General features: G+C 60.0%; 14 protein-coding genes. 9 read left to right on the forward strand and 5 right to left on the reverse strand.

Features of this window, described 5'->3' with window-relative positions; translation table 11 throughout:
* Nucleotides 1-527: 527 nt before the first annotated feature.
* Nucleotides 528-1,604 carry a DUF748 domain-containing protein gene (locus QMK54_RS07210; protein ID WP_320402266.1) on the reverse strand — a complete coding sequence of 359 codons (1,077 nt, stop codon included), beginning with the start codon at nucleotides 1,602-1,604 and terminating at the stop codon, nucleotides 528-530.
* Nucleotides 1,605-1,733: 129 nt separating this feature from the next.
* On the opposite strand from QMK54_RS07210, the gene cysK reads away from it, so the two are divergent.
* The 3 genes from cysK (at nucleotide 1,734) to QMK54_RS07225 (ending at nucleotide 5,225) form a co-directional block, all read left to right on the forward strand.
* Nucleotides 1,734-2,708, forward strand: coding sequence for a cysteine synthase A (cysK, locus tag QMK54_RS07215; protein ID WP_110658510.1), 975 nt, complete (start codon nucleotides 1,734-1,736; stop codon nucleotides 2,706-2,708).
* A gap of 259 nt (nucleotides 2,709-2,967) precedes the next feature.
* On the forward strand, nucleotides 2,968-3,906 hold the full coding sequence (locus QMK54_RS07220; protein WP_110658511.1) for an aspartyl/asparaginyl beta-hydroxylase domain-containing protein: 939 nt from the start codon (nucleotides 2,968-2,970) through the stop codon (nucleotides 3,904-3,906).
* A gap of 455 nt (nucleotides 3,907-4,361) precedes the next feature.
* Nucleotides 4,362-5,225 (forward strand): DMT family transporter, encoded by an 864-nt coding sequence (locus tag QMK54_RS07225; RefSeq protein WP_223591406.1) that lies wholly within the window; start codon nucleotides 4,362-4,364, stop codon nucleotides 5,223-5,225.
* Nucleotides 5,226-5,259: 34 nt separating this feature from the next.
* Here QMK54_RS07225 and QMK54_RS07230 read toward each other — a convergent pair whose 3' ends face one another.
* The 4 genes from QMK54_RS07230 to QMK54_RS07245 form a co-directional block, all read right to left on the reverse strand.
* Nucleotides 5,260-6,216, reverse strand: coding sequence for a LysR family transcriptional regulator (locus tag QMK54_RS07230; protein ID WP_110658513.1), 957 nt, complete (start codon nucleotides 6,214-6,216; stop codon nucleotides 5,260-5,262).
* 69 nt (nucleotides 6,217-6,285) lie between these two features.
* Nucleotides 6,286-7,815: a tripartite tricarboxylate transporter permease gene (locus QMK54_RS07235; RefSeq protein WP_320402267.1), complete on the reverse strand. Its 1,530-nt coding sequence runs from the start codon at nucleotides 7,813-7,815 to the stop codon at nucleotides 6,286-6,288.
* Nucleotides 7,812-8,345, reverse strand: coding sequence for a tripartite tricarboxylate transporter TctB family protein (locus QMK54_RS07240; RefSeq protein WP_110658515.1), 534 nt, complete (start codon nucleotides 8,343-8,345; stop codon nucleotides 7,812-7,814). The genes QMK54_RS07235 and QMK54_RS07240 overlap by 4 nt, the downstream gene beginning before the upstream one ends.
* Before the next feature lie 52 nt (nucleotides 8,346-8,397).
* Complete coding sequence (locus QMK54_RS07245) at nucleotides 8,398-9,411, reverse strand: tripartite tricarboxylate transporter substrate binding protein (RefSeq protein WP_320402268.1); 1,014 nt, start codon at nucleotides 9,409-9,411, stop codon at nucleotides 8,398-8,400.
* Nucleotides 9,412-9,935: 524 nt separating this feature from the next.
* On the opposite strand from QMK54_RS07245, the gene QMK54_RS07250 reads away from it, so the two are divergent.
* The 6 genes from QMK54_RS07250 to araD1 all read left to right on the forward strand — a co-directional run bounded on the left by QMK54_RS07250 (nucleotide 9,936) and on the right by araD1 (nucleotide 17,078).
* Nucleotides 9,936-11,204, forward strand: a complete 1,269-nt coding sequence (locus QMK54_RS07250) for an MFS transporter (protein ID WP_320402894.1) — start codon at nucleotides 9,936-9,938, stop codon at nucleotides 11,202-11,204.
* Nucleotides 11,197-12,153 (forward strand): amidohydrolase, encoded by a 957-nt coding sequence (locus tag QMK54_RS07255; RefSeq protein ID WP_320402269.1) that lies wholly within the window; start codon nucleotides 11,197-11,199, stop codon nucleotides 12,151-12,153. The genes QMK54_RS07250 and QMK54_RS07255 overlap by 8 nt, the downstream gene beginning before the upstream one ends.
* On the forward strand, nucleotides 12,150-13,154 hold the full coding sequence (locus tag QMK54_RS07260; RefSeq protein WP_110658519.1) for a 4-hydroxythreonine-4-phosphate dehydrogenase PdxA: 1,005 nt from the start codon (nucleotides 12,150-12,152) through the stop codon (nucleotides 13,152-13,154). Before QMK54_RS07255 ends, QMK54_RS07260 begins: the two co-directional genes overlap by 4 nt.
* Nucleotides 13,155-13,494: 340 nt before the next feature.
* Entirely contained in the window at nucleotides 13,495-14,820 is a 1,326-nt protein-coding gene (locus tag QMK54_RS07265; protein WP_103394618.1) for an MFS transporter, read from the forward strand.
* 33 nt (nucleotides 14,821-14,853) lie between these two features.
* Nucleotides 14,854-16,029, forward strand: a complete 1,176-nt coding sequence (locus QMK54_RS07270) for an L-rhamnonate dehydratase (RefSeq protein ID WP_015096352.1) — start codon at nucleotides 14,854-14,856, stop codon at nucleotides 16,027-16,029.
* A 53-nt stretch (nucleotides 16,030-16,082) separates the two neighbouring features.
* Nucleotides 16,083-17,078 (forward strand): AraD1 family protein, encoded by a 996-nt coding sequence (gene araD1, locus QMK54_RS07275; RefSeq protein ID WP_320402270.1) that lies wholly within the window; start codon nucleotides 16,083-16,085, stop codon nucleotides 17,076-17,078.
* Nucleotides 17,079-17,155: the final 77 nt, after the last annotated feature.

Genomic DNA, 17,155 nt, shown 5'->3' on the forward strand with positions numbered 1-17,155 from the left:
TCGCTTTGAGCGCGGGGGAATCGTTCAATCCACTGTGCACCACTGACAAGCAATGCTGGGTTGGGCGAACGGATCTATTCTGCCAACTTCAGCGCCTTAGCCCGCAGAGCTTTCGCCCTGAGCTTTCCTCCTCCCCAGATTGATAGCCAAGCTAGGCCAAGGGTTAGTGAACCCGTGACGAGGTGTACGCCGCTGCTGCCGGGCAATGCTCCAACTACTGCGGCAATGATGCGTACCACACCTGAAAAGGCCCATAGCCAGCCTAGCGCTGTCAGTATCCATCCCATTATTCGCATGCTTTCCCCTGTTTTGATTGCTCAGATTGCTGCGCCAATGTAGCTGAGGTGGCTATGTGCCGTCATCTAGATCAAGTGGTACTGGGGTTAACTTTGGGTGCTAATAGACGGGGGCACACGCTGCGGGCACAAGTGTGCAACGCCAGCCCTGAACACGTCCGAAAGCGCCGGTTTAGAAGGGTTCTACAAATATCCCTTGTTTAGTCTCTGAATGGGGCGTCACTTGGTGACTCAGCCTGCATCCGGCTTGGGCCGTTCATACCGCGCATTGAATGCCTGGATGAAACCGTTGCGTAAAATCTGCAAAAACGCCTGGAACGCGCTGATATCTTGCTGATGTACGTTGCCTTTGAGTTCGACCCGGGTCGCAAACTGGTTTTTGCCCTGGTTTTTCAACACGGTCTCGGTGCCGCCGACAAGGGCTTCCCAAATCGAGCGGAACAGCCCTTTGTCCTTGTTTTCCACGTCCTGCTGCCAGTTGAACACGTCGACATCGCGCAGCAACGGCTTGATATAGCCAGTCAGTCGCCCTTTGTCGGCTTTGGCTTCGATCACCACGTCGCCATGGCCGGCATTGAAGTCGAACTTGCCATAGGCCGCGGCGAAGTCGTTCATGCGCTTGAGCTCAATATCCCTGGCGCGCAAGCGAAACTCGAAGTCTTCGAAGTTGCTCAAGGGATCGAAAGTGGCCTGGGTTTCCAGCGGCGCGTGTCCCAGCAGCAGGGCCTTGCCTTCGAAGCGCGCATCACGTTTGCCTTGGGTGTCGACCACGTTGGTCAGGTTGAAAATGCTGGCTTCCACTTTTGTGGCGTTCATGTTCACGGGCGGTTTGGAATTGAAATTGCGAAAGCTGATCTTGCCGTCGCTGATCCGCACTTCGTTCAGGGTAATGGGCAGCAACTTGCCTAATTGGGCGCGCCAGTCGGTGCCCTGGCCGGTCTGGGAGTTTTGCTTGTTGGCCCCGCCATCGACGAAATTGACCTCGGGATTGAGGAACTGCACCTCGGCCACCACCGCATGGTCGTACCACAGGGAGTGCCAGCTGACCGAGAGGTCGATCAACGGCGCGTTGACGAAAGGCACCGGAACCTTGCCATCGATCTTGACGATTTTCAGTCCGTTGATTTTGTAGGCGCCGCGCCACAGGGCCAGGTCCACGTCGCTGATTTGGCCCCGGTAGTCGCCCATGTCCGCGAGCCGCTCATTAAGGTAGTTGCGCACCACATAGGGCAAAGCGATGTGTAGCGCGATCAGCAGCACAACGAGGCCGATGAGGGTCCACAGGGGCCAGCTGTATCGACGTTTCATGATGGCAAATCTCTGGCGGTCTAAAGCCATTGACTGCACTGATAAGCGGACGTTCGACCCGACTGGACGCCTGCGGGCAAGAGGCTTACCTTGATGCCCTATTTCAATGCTGTCGTTAAGGACCCAGCCATGAGCCGCATTTTCGCTGACAACGCCCACTCCATCGGCAATACGCCGCTGGTGCAGATCAATCGCATTGCGCCGCGCGGTGTGACCATTCTGGCCAAGATCGAAGGGCGCAACCCCGGTTACTCGGTCAAGTGCCGGATCGGCGCGAACATGATCTGGGATGCCGAGAGTAACGGCAAACTCAAGCCGGGCATGACCATCGTCGAACCCACTTCCGGCAATACCGGCATTGGCCTGGCCTTCGTGGCCGCCGCCCGTGGCTACAAACTGGTGCTGACCATGCCGGCGTCCATGAGTATCGAACGCCGCAAGGTGCTCAAGGCACTGGGTGCCGAACTGGTATTGACCGAGCCGGCCAAAGGCATGAAAGGCGCGATCGAGAAAGCCGGCGAAATAGTTGCCAGCGACCCGTCGAAGTACTTCATGCCGGCGCAATTCGACAACCCGGCCAACCCGGCCATCCACGAAAAAACCACCGGCCCGGAAATCTGGAACGATACCGACGGCGCGGTCGATGTGCTGGTGGCAGGCGTCGGAACAGGGGGAACCATCACTGGGGTTTCACGGTATATCAAGAATACCCAGGGCAAACCGATTCTCTCGGTGGCGGTGGAGCCAGTGGTGTCGCCGGTGATTACCCAGGCCCTGGCCGGTGAAGAGATCAAGCCGAGCCCGCACAAGATCCAGGGCATCGGTGCCGGTTTTGTGCCGAAGAACCTCGATTTGTCGATTGTCGATCGGGTGGAGCTGGTCAGTGACGAGGAGTCCAAGGCCATGGCCTTGCGCTTGATGCAGGAAGAAGGAATCTTGTCCGGGATTTCCTGCGGCGCCGCCATGGCAGTGGCTGTTCGACTGGCGGAGACTCCGGAAATGCAGGGCAAGACCATCGTCGTGATCCTGCCTGACTCCGGTGAGCGTTATCTGTCGAGCATGCTGTTCAGTGATCTGTTTACCGAACAGGAGAATCAGCAGTAAGCGCTAAACATTGGCCGGTCGTGGCGGTGATGACTGAGGCGTTGTCGCTGGTTGCGACCTGTTGATCGGCTCCGGTTGAAGATGGATTTGCATCAGCCAGCGTTCAGACTCCTCGTGTTATGAAATGTTTTGTTGCATATTCATTAACATTGAATGTTGAAAGTGCAGGTTTTTCACCTGGTCGCCAGTGTTTATCATGCCAGCAGCCACGTCCGCAATGGACGTGGCGCAGTAACGTTTATCTTCAAAGGAGTTGTTGATGACCTTATCGTTTGCCGCGAAGGCCTCGTTGTTGTTGCTGTTTCTTGGCAGCACCCTCTATGTGCATTTACGTGGCAAGGCGCGTCTGCCGGTATTGCGTCAGTTCGTCAATCATTCGGCACTGTTCGCCCCCTATAACGCCTTGATGTACCTGTTCTCCGGTGTGCCTTCGAAACCGTATCTGGATCGCAGCAAGTTCCCGGAACTGGATGTGCTCAGGGACAACTGGGAGGTGATTCGCGACGAAGCGATGCACTTGTTCGACGAGGGGTATATCCGCGCGGCGGAAAAGAACAACGACGCCGGTTTTGGCTCGTTCTTCAAGAAGGGCTGGAAACGTTTCTATCTCAAGTGGTACGACAAACCACTGCCTTCTGCCGAAGCCCTGTGCCCGAGAACCGTGGAGCTGGTCAGCAGCATTCCCAACGTCAAGGGTGCCATGTTCGCGCTGTTGCCGGGCGGCAGCCATCTGAACCCGCATCGTGATCCGTTTGCCGGTTCCCTGCGTTATCACCTGGGCCTGTCCACCCCCAATTCCGATGATTGCCGCATCTTTGTCGACGGTCAGGTCTACGCGTGGCGCGATGGTGAGGACGTGATGTTCGACGAGACCTACGTGCACTGGGTCAAGAACGAAACGGAAAAGACCCGGGTCATCCTGTTCTGCGATATCGAACGTCCGCTGAGCAACCGCTTCATGACCCGCATCAATCGCAGCATCAGTGCCTGGCTGGGCCGTGCGACTGCACCGCAGAATCTTGATGACGAGCGCGTAGGAGGGATCAACAAAGCCTACGCCTGGAGCAAGAATTCCAGCGACAAATTCAGCGGCGTGGTCAAGCAGTGGAAGCGGCGCCATCCCAAGGCCTACCGCGTTCTGCGCCCGGTACTGGCGGTGGTGGTGCTGACGTTGTTGGGGTATTGGTTGTTCGGCTGAAGCCGGATAAAAAAACCGCTCGTTGTGAGCGGTTTTTTTATGGCGCTTCACGCAATCCCTGAATGCTCCTCCAACCGCACCAGGCAGGCTCTGTGCCGACTGCCGTTGCAATCCATGTCGTACGCTGGTTATAGTCGGCGCACAGTGAGTTTCCAACTCACTTTTTATCCCTCGAGCAAAGATCAGCCCAATGCCTGCATCCCTCATCAACGCGGTAGTCGATTCAGCGGTCAACGCTGGCGTCGTGCCGTGCGGGAATCAGCAGCCCGGGCAGATCAGTCAATACCCCCCACCTGTCAGTAGCACGCCGGTGTGCGCAGTCGTATCACCGCCAGGCGTTGGCATTTCGGGCTGATCAGCTGCTTTCTGCTGTTCCCCTGCCTGCCTGCCTGAAAAAAACTACTGAATTTCAGCTTTGGCTGAGTTGGCTTTTTGCCTGACTACAGGTGGTATTCATGTTTGTCCTTTCGAAAAAGTCCGCGCTCGCGGCGGCCTCCACGAGCCTGTTCGTCCTTCTGTGGAGCAGCGGGGCGATTTTCTCCAAATGGGGGCTGGCCCACGCGTCGCCCTTCGCCTTCCTGACGTTTCGTTTCGTCATCGCGCTTTGCGGTCTGGTGTTGCTGGTGCCGTTGCTCAAGCTGAAGCTGCCCAAGGGCGGCAAGCCGATGCTGTATGCGATGGCCACCGGCGTAGTGTTGTTGGGGGCCTACCAGATTTTCTATCTGCTGGCCCTCGACCTTAAAGTCACGCCCGGGGTGATGGCGACCATCATGGGCGTGCAGCCGATCCTCACCGTGGTGTTGGTGGAGCGCCAGCGTTCCTGGAGTCGCCTGTTCGGACTGGCCCTGGGCCTGACCGGGTTGATCATGGTGGTCTATCAGGGCATCGGCCTGGCCGGGATGTCGCTGGCCGGGATGCTGTTCGGCTTGCTGGCACTGGCGAGCATGACGTTCGGTTCGATCATGCAAAAACGCATCACTGAAAATCCACTCGGCACACTGCCGGTGCAGTACCTCGCCGGACTGCTGTTGTGCGGGATTTTCGTACCCTTCCAGCCGTTTCACTATGAGCACAACAGCGGCTTCATCCTGCCGGTGCTGTGGATGGGGCTGGTGGTGTCGGTGCTGGCGACGCTGTTGCTGTACCGCCTGATCGCCCGGGGCAATCTGGTGAACGTCACCAGTCTGTTTTACCTGGTGCCGGCGGTAACGGCGGTGATGGACTATCTGATTTTCGGTAACCGACTGGCGCTGCTGAGCCTGTTCGGCATGCTGTTGATCATCGTCGGTCTGGTGTTTGTGTTCCGTAAAACTGCGTAAACCCGAGAAGGCCTGGAGCTGCTCCAGGCCTTTTTCATTTGGCCAGTGCGTGTTCGGCCCGCACCGAATTCATGAACGCCTGCATCGCCGACGACTGAATGCGATGTCGCCGTGTAATAAGTCCATAGGGCGGCAGCCGTGCCTCGAACTTGATCGGCAGCACCGCGAGCAAATCCCGACCCGGATAATCCTCGACCACTGACACCGGCGTGACGCCGAGCATGTCGGTCTGCTGAATCAACGACAGCAAGGTCATGATCGACGTGGTTTCGACGATGCTGCTCGGAATATCGACTCGCGCGTTGTGGAACACCTGATTGATGATCGCGCGCATCGGGCTGGGCTGTTGTTGCAGTACCCAGGTCATGTTCTGCAGCTCTGCCCAACTCAACTGCGTGGCTTTGGCCAGTGGGTTCTGTGCGCCGGAAATCACGCACAGCGCTTCCTCGCCGAGGCTGTCGAACAGCAACTCTTCGGCCCGTGCTCCGGCCGGAATCCGGCCCAGCACGATATCCAGCTGATCCTGTAAAAGCGCCTGCACCAGCACGTCGCTGGTATCGACCTGAATGCTCATGGACAAGCGCGGATGGCTTTGTTTCAAGGTGGCGATGGTGCGCGTCAGCAGCCCCGAAGCCAATGCCGGAATGGCGCCGACCGCAACCCTTCCGAGGTTGCCGGATTGGAGCGCGACCAGTTCTTCGCGCATGCCACTGAGTTCGGCGAACACCATGCGTGCGTAGTAAATGACCGTTTCCCCGAACGGCGTGGAGCGCATGCCCCGGGGCAGACGTTCGAACAGTTCGACGCCCAACAGGTCTTCGGCTTCATGGAGCATTTTGGTCGCGGCAGGCTGGGTCATGCCGATGTGGTCGGCGGCGCGGCGCAGCGAGCCGAACTCCTGCAATGCCAACATCAACCGCAGTTGGCGCAGGCGCAGTCGGCTGTGGATCACGTTAGCTTCTGGAATTCGAACATCAGGAGTTCGGGTCATGGGCTCGACTCGCAAGAAGGACTGCGGCAAGCCTGACAAGAAATGCCAGGCGTTGCCAGCATTGCTGTGTCACAGCACCGATTTTGCCTTGGCGACGTGGGATTTGCGCAGGCCGATCAGGGTTTGTAGCACTTTGGAAATCAACGGCCAGAACAGCATCAGTAGCGCCGCCGTGGTCAGGCTGCCCACCAACGGGTTGGACCAGAAGATCCCCAGGTGCCCGTCGGAGAACAGCATGGACTGGCGGAAGGCATCTTCTGCCTTGTCACCCAGCACCGCCGCCAACACCAGTGGCGCAATCGGGTAGCCGAGTTTCTTGAACAGATAACCCAAGGCACCGAAACCCAGCATCAGCACCACGTCAAAGAACGAGTTGTGCACTGAGTAGGCACCGATGGCGCAGACCATGATGATGATCGGCGCGATGATCGAGAACGGGATGCGCAGGATCGAAGCGAACAGCGGCACGGTGGCCAGCACCACGATCAGGCTGACTACGTTACCCAGGTACATGCTGGCGATCAGGCCCCAGACAAAATCGTGTTGCTCGACGAACAGCGTCGGCCCCGGGTGCAGGCCCCAGATCATCAAGCCGCCGAGCATCACCGCAGCGGTCGCCGAACCAGGAATGCCCAAGGTCAGCATCGGCAGCAGGGCACTGGTGCCGGCCGCGTGGTCGGCAGTCTCTGGTGCGATCACGCCTTCGATTTCACCCTTGCCGAAGTTGTCGCGATTTTTCGAGAAACGTCGCGCCAGGCTGTAGCTCATGAACGATGCGGCGGTCGGGCCGCCAGGCGTAATACCCATCCAGCAACCGACCAGAGTGCTGCGCACAATCGTCCACCAGTAGCGCGGTAGTTTGGCCCAAGTGCGCAAAATCACCATCGGTGTGATCCGCGCATGCTCGCCACGAAATACCAAGCCTTCCTCGACGGTGCAGAGAATTTCACCGATGCCGAACAGGCCGATCACCGCCACTTCGAAGCTGATGCCGGTCATCAGGGTCGGCTGGTCAAACGTCAGGCGCAGGTTGCCGGACACGGTGTCCATGCCGACGGCGGCCATGGCGAAACCGATCATCATCGCCACCACGGTTTTCAGCGGCGGGTTCTTACTCATGCCAATGAAGGTGCAGAACGCCAACAGGTACACCGCGAAGAACTCCGGTGAACTGAAGGACATGGCGAACTCGGCAATCCGGCTCGACAGAAACGTCAGCAGCAACACACCGCACAAGGCGCCAATCAGCGCCGAGCTGAAGGCGGCAGTCAGGGCTTCGGCGGCGCGGCCTTCACGGGCCATCGGGTAACCGTCGAAGGTGGTTGCCACCGATGAGGGTTCACCGGGGATGTTGAACAGAATCGAGGTGATCGAGCCGCCGAACAGCGCGCCCCAATACATGCACGACAACAGGATGATCGCCGACACCGGCGACATGGTGAACGTCAGCGGTAGCAGCAACGCCACGCCATTGGGGGCACCGAGACCGGGCAATACGCCGACCAGAATGCCCAGCAGCACGCCGATCACCATCAGGCCGATATGGCCCGGCGTGAGGATCAGGTTCATGCCTTGCAGCAGGGAATCGAACTCGCTCATTTGAAGTTTCTCCCGGCCAGGGCAATCCAGTCGCCCATCGGGCCGGCATCCAGCGGCACTTTGAACCACAGCGCGAAAATCAGGTAACTGGCCAGCACCGCGCCAAGGGACACGCTGCCGATCATCCATTTGCCGTAAGGCTTGGCGCGGACCTTGTCACGCCACATGAACCAGGCGATGAAGCACGCCGACGCGATATAGATACCCGTCAAAGGCATGGCCCCGACGAACAGCGCAATGGGCACAAACACCGACATCACTTGCTTGAACGCGCTGCGGCTGACGAAGGCCACGCTCAGGGCCTGCCAGCGCACCAGCGCCAATATGCCGTTGGCGACGCTCGCGGCACTCAGCAACAGGCCGATGTAGAAGGGGAAGTAACCCGGCTCGGGGCCGGCATCCCCCCAGCCGATGCCTTGTTCGAGGCTACCGTACATCACCACAGCGCCAATCAAGGTGGTGAACACCGCCAGGCCGAGTTCGACCCAACGGGTGCCGACCAGCGCCGGTGAATCCGAAGAATGGGACATGAAACACCTCCAGCAGAAGGCGGCCGCCCGCAGGCGGGCGGCCACGGCAACATCAGTTTTTCAGCCAGCCGGCTTCTTTGAACACCGGGGTGACGCGGGCGGTGTCTTTTTCGATGTAGGCGGTCAGAGGCTCGCCTTCGAGGAAGGTCGGCACTAGCGCGTTCTGCTTCACGTAGGCCTTGAACTCATCGGTTTGGGTGACTTTGCGCATCAGCTCGACATAAAACGCCCGCTGTTCGGCGCTGATGTCTCCGGGCATGAATACGGTGCGCGGGAAGCGGTACTGATCGATGCCAAGACCTTGTTCGTGGCAGGTCGGAACATCGGCCCAGGATTTATCTCCGGCGACTTTTTCAGTGTAGGCCATGCGTTCTTTACTGAAGACGCAGAGCGGCTCGACCTGATCGCCACGCCATTGGCTGATGCTTTCGCTGGGGTTGTTGACGTTGGCGGCGATGTGCTTGCCAGCCAGTTGGGTCGCGGCTTCGCTGCCGCTTTTGAACGGGATGTACACCAGTTTGCTGTTGGTGGTCTGGTTCAGCAGCAGGGTCAGGGTCTGGTCGACGTCCTTGGACTGGCTGCCGCCCATGCGCAGGTTCGACGGATCGGCCTTGACCGCTTCGTAGAAGCCTTTGGCGTCCTTCCACGGGGCGTCTTTGTAGCTCCAGAGAATGAAGTCATCCTCGGCCACGGCGGCAATCGGTGTCAGTTCCTGCCATTGGTAGCCGAGCTTGGACACCAGGGGCAACAGGTAAATGTTGTTGGTGCCGATCACCAGTTTCTCGGCATCGCCCTTGTTTATCTTCATGTCGAGAAAGGCTTCGGCGCCGTTGCCGCCGCCCTTGTTGAGGACGATGGTGTTGACGTCGAGCAGCTTGTGGGTGGTGATGATCGACTGGATCAGGCGACCGAGCTGGTCAGTGCCGCCACCGGGGCCACCGGCCACGACGATTTCGACGTTCTTGTCTGGTTGCCAGGCGTAGGCGAGAGCGGGGAGGGCGCTGGCGGCGATCAGGGTACAGCCGAGAAACAGACGGGATGTGCGGCGGACGAATGCATTTCGCATGATGGAAGAGCCTCGTTTTGTGTTTTTGTAATTGTTATGAGCGACTTGTCTGCGCGGTAAAGCCGCAAGCCTGGGCTGAGTGTGGGAACGTGCCGTCGCCGCGTCTAGTCAAAACAATACATACACCGATAGCCTGGGGTTATACCTCGGCACTGCAGGAGCGAGCCCTGCTCGCGATGGGCTTGCTCGCTCCTACAGAAACGTTGAAAGCTCGTTGAAAGCAGGGCATGACATAACCCGGGGCTATCACCCGATTTCAAGTTTTGATTAGACGGTTATCAATGAGCCTTCGATAGTGCTCGACAACACCCATTCCGTAGGAGCCGGCTTGCTGGCGATAGCGGTGTGACAGGCGCCATCATTGCTGATTGATGCGCCGCTTTCGCCAGCAAGCCGGCTCCTACAGATCGAACGTTTGCATCACCACAAAAATAATAAAAGAGGTACGCACCATGGCTCGTTCCAGTGCTTCCCTGTATCTGCCTGGCGCAGATGCTGCGCCCGCAACGGTGGCGAAACCGCAGATGGCAACCGCCAAGGCCAGTAATGTGCGTTGGCGGATCTTCGCGATCATCTTCGCGTTGACCATGGTCAACCTGATCGACCGGGTGTCGCTGTCCATCGCGATGCCGACCATTGCTCATGAATTCTCCCTGTCACCTAGCCTGCAAGGGCTGATCCTCAGCAGCTTTTTCTGGGCATACGCGTTGTTGCAGATTCCCGGCGGCTGGTTGATCGATCGCTTAGGTCCGCATCGGGTAATCAGTTGGTCCACCGGATTGTGGGGGACGTTTCAGGTGCTGGCGGCGTTTGCCACCGGTGGCTTGTCCTTGTTGTTTGCCCGGGTTGCACTGGGCGCTGCCGAAGCCCCGCTGTTCCCGTCGGGCGGCAAACTGATTTCCCTGTGGCTCGCACCGAACGAGCGCAGTCGCGGTGCGGTATTGATGGACAGCGGCAGCCCGCTGGGTGTGGCCCTTGGCGGGTTGATCATTGCCTACCTGATTGCCTCGCTGGATTCCTGGCGCCTGGCGTTCGTGATTGCCGGTATCGCCACCCTTGTACTGGCCTGGCTGGCGCGGCGTTATCTGCGCGATGACCCGGCCAGCCATCCGCAGGTCAATGAAGCGGAGCTGGAAAAGATCAACGTCGGCCGCGCCACACCGGCCGCCGAAGCCGCGCGGATACCGGTCAAGGGCTTGGGCATTGCGGCCCGTTCCCTCAGCGGTTTGCTGATCGGCCGGGCCAGTTGGGCCATGGTGTATTTCGGTTTGCTGACCTGGGGGCCGAGCTATCTGGCCCAGGCCCGCGGCTTCGATATCAAGGGCATCGGCGCGGCGACTTTCGTGATTTTCATCTGCGGTGCGCTCGGCTCGTTGACCGGTGGCTTCCTCTGCGATGGTTTGATTCGCAAGGGCGTCAGTCGCGGTGTGGCGGTCAAGAGTCTGCTGGCGTTTTCCGGTCTGGTGGCCCTCGGCGCATTCCTGTTGCTGCCGACCCTGAGCGATCCTTTTGCGGCGGTGGCGCTATTGGCCATGACGGCGTTTTTCCTGATGTGGGGCAGTCTCTACTGGAGCTTCCCGGCGCTGCTGGCAGCTCCGGCGCGGGTCGGTTTGATCGGCGGCGTGATGAACATGGCCGGCAGCACCGGTGGCATTGCGGTGCCAATTCTGGTGGGCGTGATTCTGCAAGCGGCCGGCGGTTTTGCCCCGGTGCTCGGGTTCTTCGCGGCGTGCTCGGCGGTGTTTGTTCTAGCCACGTTGTTTATCAGCCTGGATGAGGTGCGTCATGACTAAGTTGTGGGACGGCCCGATCATCGACGCCCATCATCACTTCTGGGACCCAACGATCAACGATCACCCGTGGCTCGCCCCCGAAGCCAATGTTCCGTTTCGCTACGGTGATTACAGCGCCATCAAGCGCCGCTATTTTCCCGAGGATTACTTTGCCGATGCCGGCTCCCATAACGTCGTGCAAACGGTGTACGTCGAGACTGAATGGAACCCCCAGGACCCGATTGGCGAAACCCGTTTCATCGAGCAACTGGCCGCCCGTTACGGCGTGCCGAATGCGGTTGTTGCGCAAGCCTGGCTCGACCACCCGGACGCCATCGATGTCCTGACCGAACAGGCGCGCTTCAAGCATGTGCGCAGCGTTCGGCACAAACCTGGCGGGCCGGCCACGCCGCAACAAGTCGGTCACATGCGCAGCCTGATGAGCGATGAGCGTTGGCGTCGCAGCTATGCCGCGCTCGAAGGGCTGGGCCTGCATTTCGATTTGCAGACACCCTGGTGGAACCTGCACGAAGCCGAACGCCTGGCCCGGGACTTTCCCGGCATCACGCTGATTCTCAACCATGCCGGTTTGCCCAACGACCGCAGTGCCGAAGGCCTGGCGGGCTGGCGTCTGGCGATGGCGCGACTGGCGCAATGGCCGAACGTGCGGGTGAAGATTTCCGGCCTGGGGCAGGGCGGCCAGCGCTGGCGTGCCAAGGACAACGCCTGGATCGTGCGCGAAGTGATCGCCATGTTCGGCAGCGACAGAGCAATGTTCGCCAGCAACTTTCCGGTGGACAGCCTGTGCGGCTCGTTCGAGGACATCTACAGCGGTTTCAAATCCATCGTCGCCGATTTGCCAATGGCCGATCAGGAGCGACTTTTCCATAGCAACGCGCAGCGGGTCTATCGCTGCGAGCCTTGCGCCATTGACCGGGCGCGGCCTGAACCCTTGAGGAGTGAAGCATGAGCAAATCCACCATCGCGATGGTCCTTGGCGACCCGGCAGGCATCGGCCCGGAACTGATCGCCCGCTTGCTCGGCGAGCCCGACGTGCGCGCTCAGGCCAACGTGATCCTGATCGCCGACGAAGCGGAAATGCGTCGCGGCATGCGCATCGCCGGGATGGAGTTTCCCTATCGTCGCGTCGAGTCCCTGGAGCATCTGGCATTCGTCGATGACACGCCGTTGTTCTATGACTTTCGTGGCGACACCGTCGGTGAGTTTGCGCGCAGTGAGGCCAGCGTCATCGGCGGGCGCTATAGCCTCGACACCCTGGAAAAGGCCCTGCGCCTGACCGAAGCGGGCATCACCGATGCGGTGCTGTTCGGGCCCTTGAACAAGACCTCGCTGCACATGGCCGGCATGGCGCACAGCGATGAGTTGCACTGGTTCGCCGAGCTGCTGGACTTCCACGGGCCGTTCTGCGAGTTCAACGTGCTCGACAACCTCTGGACTTCACGGGTGACCTCCCATGTGGCCCTGGCCGATGTACCAGGCCTGCTCAGCCAGCAACGGGTGGTGGAAGCGATTCAACTGATCGACACGGCGCTCAAGCGCAATGGTCTGGAGAAACCACGAATCGGTGTGTGTGGCTTGAATCCGCACAACGGCGACAACGGCTCGTTCGGTCGCGAGGAACTGGACATCATCGGCCCGGCCGTCCGCTCGGCGCAGACGCTGGGGATCGCGGCGGACGGGCCGTATCCGGCCGACACTATTTTCCTCAAGGTCCAGGGCGATGCCAGTGCCTTCGACGCGGTAGTGACCATGTACCACGATCAAGGCCAGATCGCGATTAAGCTGATGGGTTTTTCCCGTGGCGTGACGGTGCAGGGCGGGCTGCCGATTCCGATCACCACCCCGGCCCATGGCACTGCGTTCGACATCGCGGGGCAGGGTAAGGCGAATGCCGGTGCGATCCGCCAGGCGTTCGAGATTGCCTGCCGGATGGGTCGCAACCGCCACTGACACCACGCAATACCCCTGTAGGAGCCGGCTTGCTGGCGATGCGGTCTGGCAGACACTTTTCAGGTGCCTGACGGACTGCAATCGCCAGTAAGCCGGCTCCTACAGTTTTGTGGAAAGGCTGATAACTCGATCTACTCAATAATCGGTTTTTCCTATCACCCCAGGTTATCGCCGGATACGCATAAGTGATTATCCGCAACCCTTTGCGCTGGCTAAAGTCGCTCCATCGAATGAACGCAACCGGCCACTTTCGGCCACGGCGATCAAGCGAATGACAACTACAAAAAGCCCGCCTTGTCACTTCCGCAAGGCACATACCGGCAGCAAAAGGAACCTTCACATGACCCGCCCAGATTCCGCCCTGGCGCTGTCCAGCGCTATCTCCAAAAGCCGGCTTCGCCTGCTGCCGTTTCTGATCCTGATGTACATCCTGGCGTTCATCGATCGCTCCAACGTCGGCTTCGCCAAAGCGGCGTTGCAGGCCGACACCGGGTTGGGCGATGCCGCGTTCGCGTTCGGCGCGAGCATCTTCTTCATCGGTTACGCGTTCTTCGAAGTGCCTAGCAATTACATGCTGCATCGCCTCGGCGCCAAGGTCTGGCTGTGCCGGATCATGGTCACCTGGGGCCTGGTGTCGGCGGCGATGATGTTTGCTCACAATGCCGAAACTTTCTACGTGCTGCGCTTCCTGCTGGGTGTGGCTGAAGCCGGGTTCTTCCCGGGGATCATCCTTTACCTCACCTACTGGTTCCCGGCGCAGAGCCGTGGCCAGGCGCTGGGCCTGTTCTATTTCGGCCTGCCCCTGGCGCTGGTGTTGGGCAGCCCGTTGTCCGGCTGGTTGCTGGAATTCCACGGCGTGTTCGGCCTGACCAACTGGCAATGGCTGTTCGTTGTCGAAGGCTTGATGGCTTCGGTAGTCGGCATCGCGGCGTACTTCTACCTGGTCAATCGCCCAAGCGACGCGACCTGGTTGAGCGTTGAAGAAAAACAGGCGCTGGGCACTGCCCTGGCCGAAGAAGACGCACAGAAAAAACACAGCAGCCCCCACGGTTTCCTCAGTGCCTTGCGCAACCCTCGGGTGCTGCAATTCTGCTTGGCGTATTTCACCATTCAGATGAGCGTGTACGGCGTGGTGTTCTACCTGCCGACCCGTATCGCAGGTTTGCTTGACGGGCATGTTGGCCTGAACGTCGGCCTGATCACCGCAATCCCGTGGATCTGCGCGCTGATCGTGACCCGCCTCGTCACTCGCTATGCCGACCGTACCGGCCAGCACCGTCGCCTCGCCGTGTGCATGCTGACCATGGCTGCCCTTGGTATCGCCGCCTCCGCGCTGGGTACGAGCATGGTGCCGGTTGTCCTCGCGTTCTGCTTCGCGGCTGCCGGTTTCGTCTCTGTGCAACCGCTGTTCTGGACCATCCCCACCAGCTACCTCAGCGGTGCCGCCGCGGCGGGCGGGATCGCCCTGATCAACTCTATCGGCAACCTCGGCGGCTTCGTTGCACCGAACCTGAAAACCGTGATGGAAAGCAGTTTTGCAGACCCCCGCGCCGGCATGTTCGCCCTGGCCACGGTTGGCATTATCGGCGCCGTCCTGCTGTCCCGACTTCGTACCACCCACACCCCTAAATCCCCCTCGCAGCTCACACCGGCTCAGGTTGGCTGATCACTACCCAAGCGTTAGCAAGGAACTGTATTCATGAAAATCAAAGCGATCCGTACCCGCGTTTTCGAGTGGAAAGGCAAAGTCGTGCCACCCCAGGCGCACTTCTGCACCAACGCCAGCGACATCCTGTTCGAACGTGGCGACGCCATGGGCTCGTTCCGTTTCCACGGCTGGCTGGTGGTAGAAGTCGAGACCGACACCGGCCTCGTTGGCATCGGTAACTGCGCCCTGGCGCCGCGTGTGGCCAAGGAAATCATCGACACCTACCTGGCACCGATCGCCATTGGCGAAGACCCGTTCGACAACGAATACATCTGGCAGAAAATGTACCGCCAGAGCCACGCCTGGGGCCGCAAGGGCATCGGCATGGCGGCGATCTCGGCGATCGACATCGCGATCTGGGACATCATGGGCAAAGCGGTGAACAAGCCGGTGTTCAAGCTGCTGGGCGGCCGCACCAAGGAAAAGATCTGGACCTACGCGTCCAAACTCTACGCCAACGACAACCTCGACCTGTTCCTCGAAGAGGCCCAGGGCTATCTGAGCCAGGGTTTCACCGCGCTGAAGATGCGCTTCGGCTATGGCCCGAAAGACGGCCCGGCCGGCATGCGTCGCAACATCGAACAAGTGCGCGCCCTGCGTGAGCTGGCCGGCCCTGACGTCGACATCATGCTCGAATGCTACATGGGCTGGACCCTCGAATATGCGCGTCGCATGTTGCCGAAACTGGCCGAGTTCGAACCTCGCTGGCTCGAAGAACCGGTGATCGCCGATGACATCGAAGGCTACATCGAACTGAAGAAGATGGGGATCATGCCGATCTCCGGCGGCGAGCACGAGTTCACCTCCTACGGGTTCAAGGACCTGCTGGAACGCCGTGCCGTCGATGTGATCCAGTACGACACCAACCGCGTAGGCGGTATTACCGCCGCGCGCAAGATCAACGCCATGGCCGAAGCCTGGTCGGTGCCGGTCATCCCGCACGCCGGGCAGATGCACAACTACCACCTGACCATGTCCACCACGGCCTCGCCGATGGCCGAGTTCTTCCCGGTGTTCGATGTCGAAGTCGGCAACGAGCTCTTCTACTACGTGTTCAAGGGCGAGCCGCAACCGGTCAACGGCTACATCCAGCTCGACGACAACAAACCGGGGCTGGGTCTGGAAATCTCCGATGAGTACCTGAGCGATTTCAACATCATCGAGTGACCGTCCGGCGTCGCTCAGCGGCGGCGCCCAACACGACTTTTCGGAGGGCCGACATGCGCCTGATTCAGTTTGAAAACACCGACGGACAACGCCAGGTCGGCTTGGTTGAAGGGGCTCAGGTCCAGGTGTTGCGTGATACCCGCAGCACCCGTGAACTGGCGGTGGCCGCCATTCGTGCCCAACGCAGTCTGCAAGAAGAGATCGCCCTGCGCGGCACCGAGCCCGGACCGGATTACGCAACGCTGTTGCAGCAGGGCAAGGTCCTGCCGCCACTGGACCACGAGGACCCGGCGCATTGCCTGATCAGTGGCACCGGTCTGACCCATTTGGGCAGCGCGGCGACGCGGGACAAAATGCATCAGCACGACGGCGCCGTCGAAGCTGGCATGACCGACACCATGCGCATGTTCAAGTGGGGGCTGGAGGGCGGCAAACCGGCGGCAGGGCAGGTCGGCGCGCAACCGGAATGGTTCTACAAGGGCGACGGCAGCATCGTCGTGCGCCCCGGTGCGGATTTCCCGGTGCCGCCATTCGCCGAAGACGCCGGTGAAGAGCCGGAACTCACCGGCTTGTATGTGATTGGCGATGATGGCCAGCCGTACCGCATCGGTTTCGCCCTGGGCAACGAGTTCTCCGACCACGTCATGGAACGGCGCAACTACCTGTACCTCGCCCATTCGAAGTTGCGCTGCTGTTCCTATGGCCCGGAACTACGCGTCGGCGAGTTGCCCAGGCATCTGGTCGGCACCAGCCGTATCAAGCGCGACGGTGAAACGATCTGGGAAAAGGAGTTTCTCAGCGGCGAGGACAACATGTGCCACAGCCTGGCCAACCTGGAGTTTCATCACTTCAAGTACGCGCAGTTCCTGCGTCCTGGTGATGTGCACGTGCATTACTTCGGCACCGCCACGCTGTCGTTTGCCGACGGGGTAAAGACCCAGCCGGGAGACAGCTTCCAGATCAGCCTCGATGAGTTCGGCGCGCCGCTGGTCAACGGTATCGGCGAAAGCGCCCAGCCGCTTGGCATCGGTCAGGTGCGCACGCTTTAACCCTTGTAGGAGCCGGCTTGCTGGCGATCGCAATGGCAATGGCGCAATGATCATCAACGTCGCGCGCCAAATCGCTA

Source organism: Pseudomonas sp. P5_109, from assembly GCF_034009455.1.
Taxonomy (GTDB): Bacteria; Pseudomonadota; Gammaproteobacteria; order Pseudomonadales; family Pseudomonadaceae; genus Aquipseudomonas.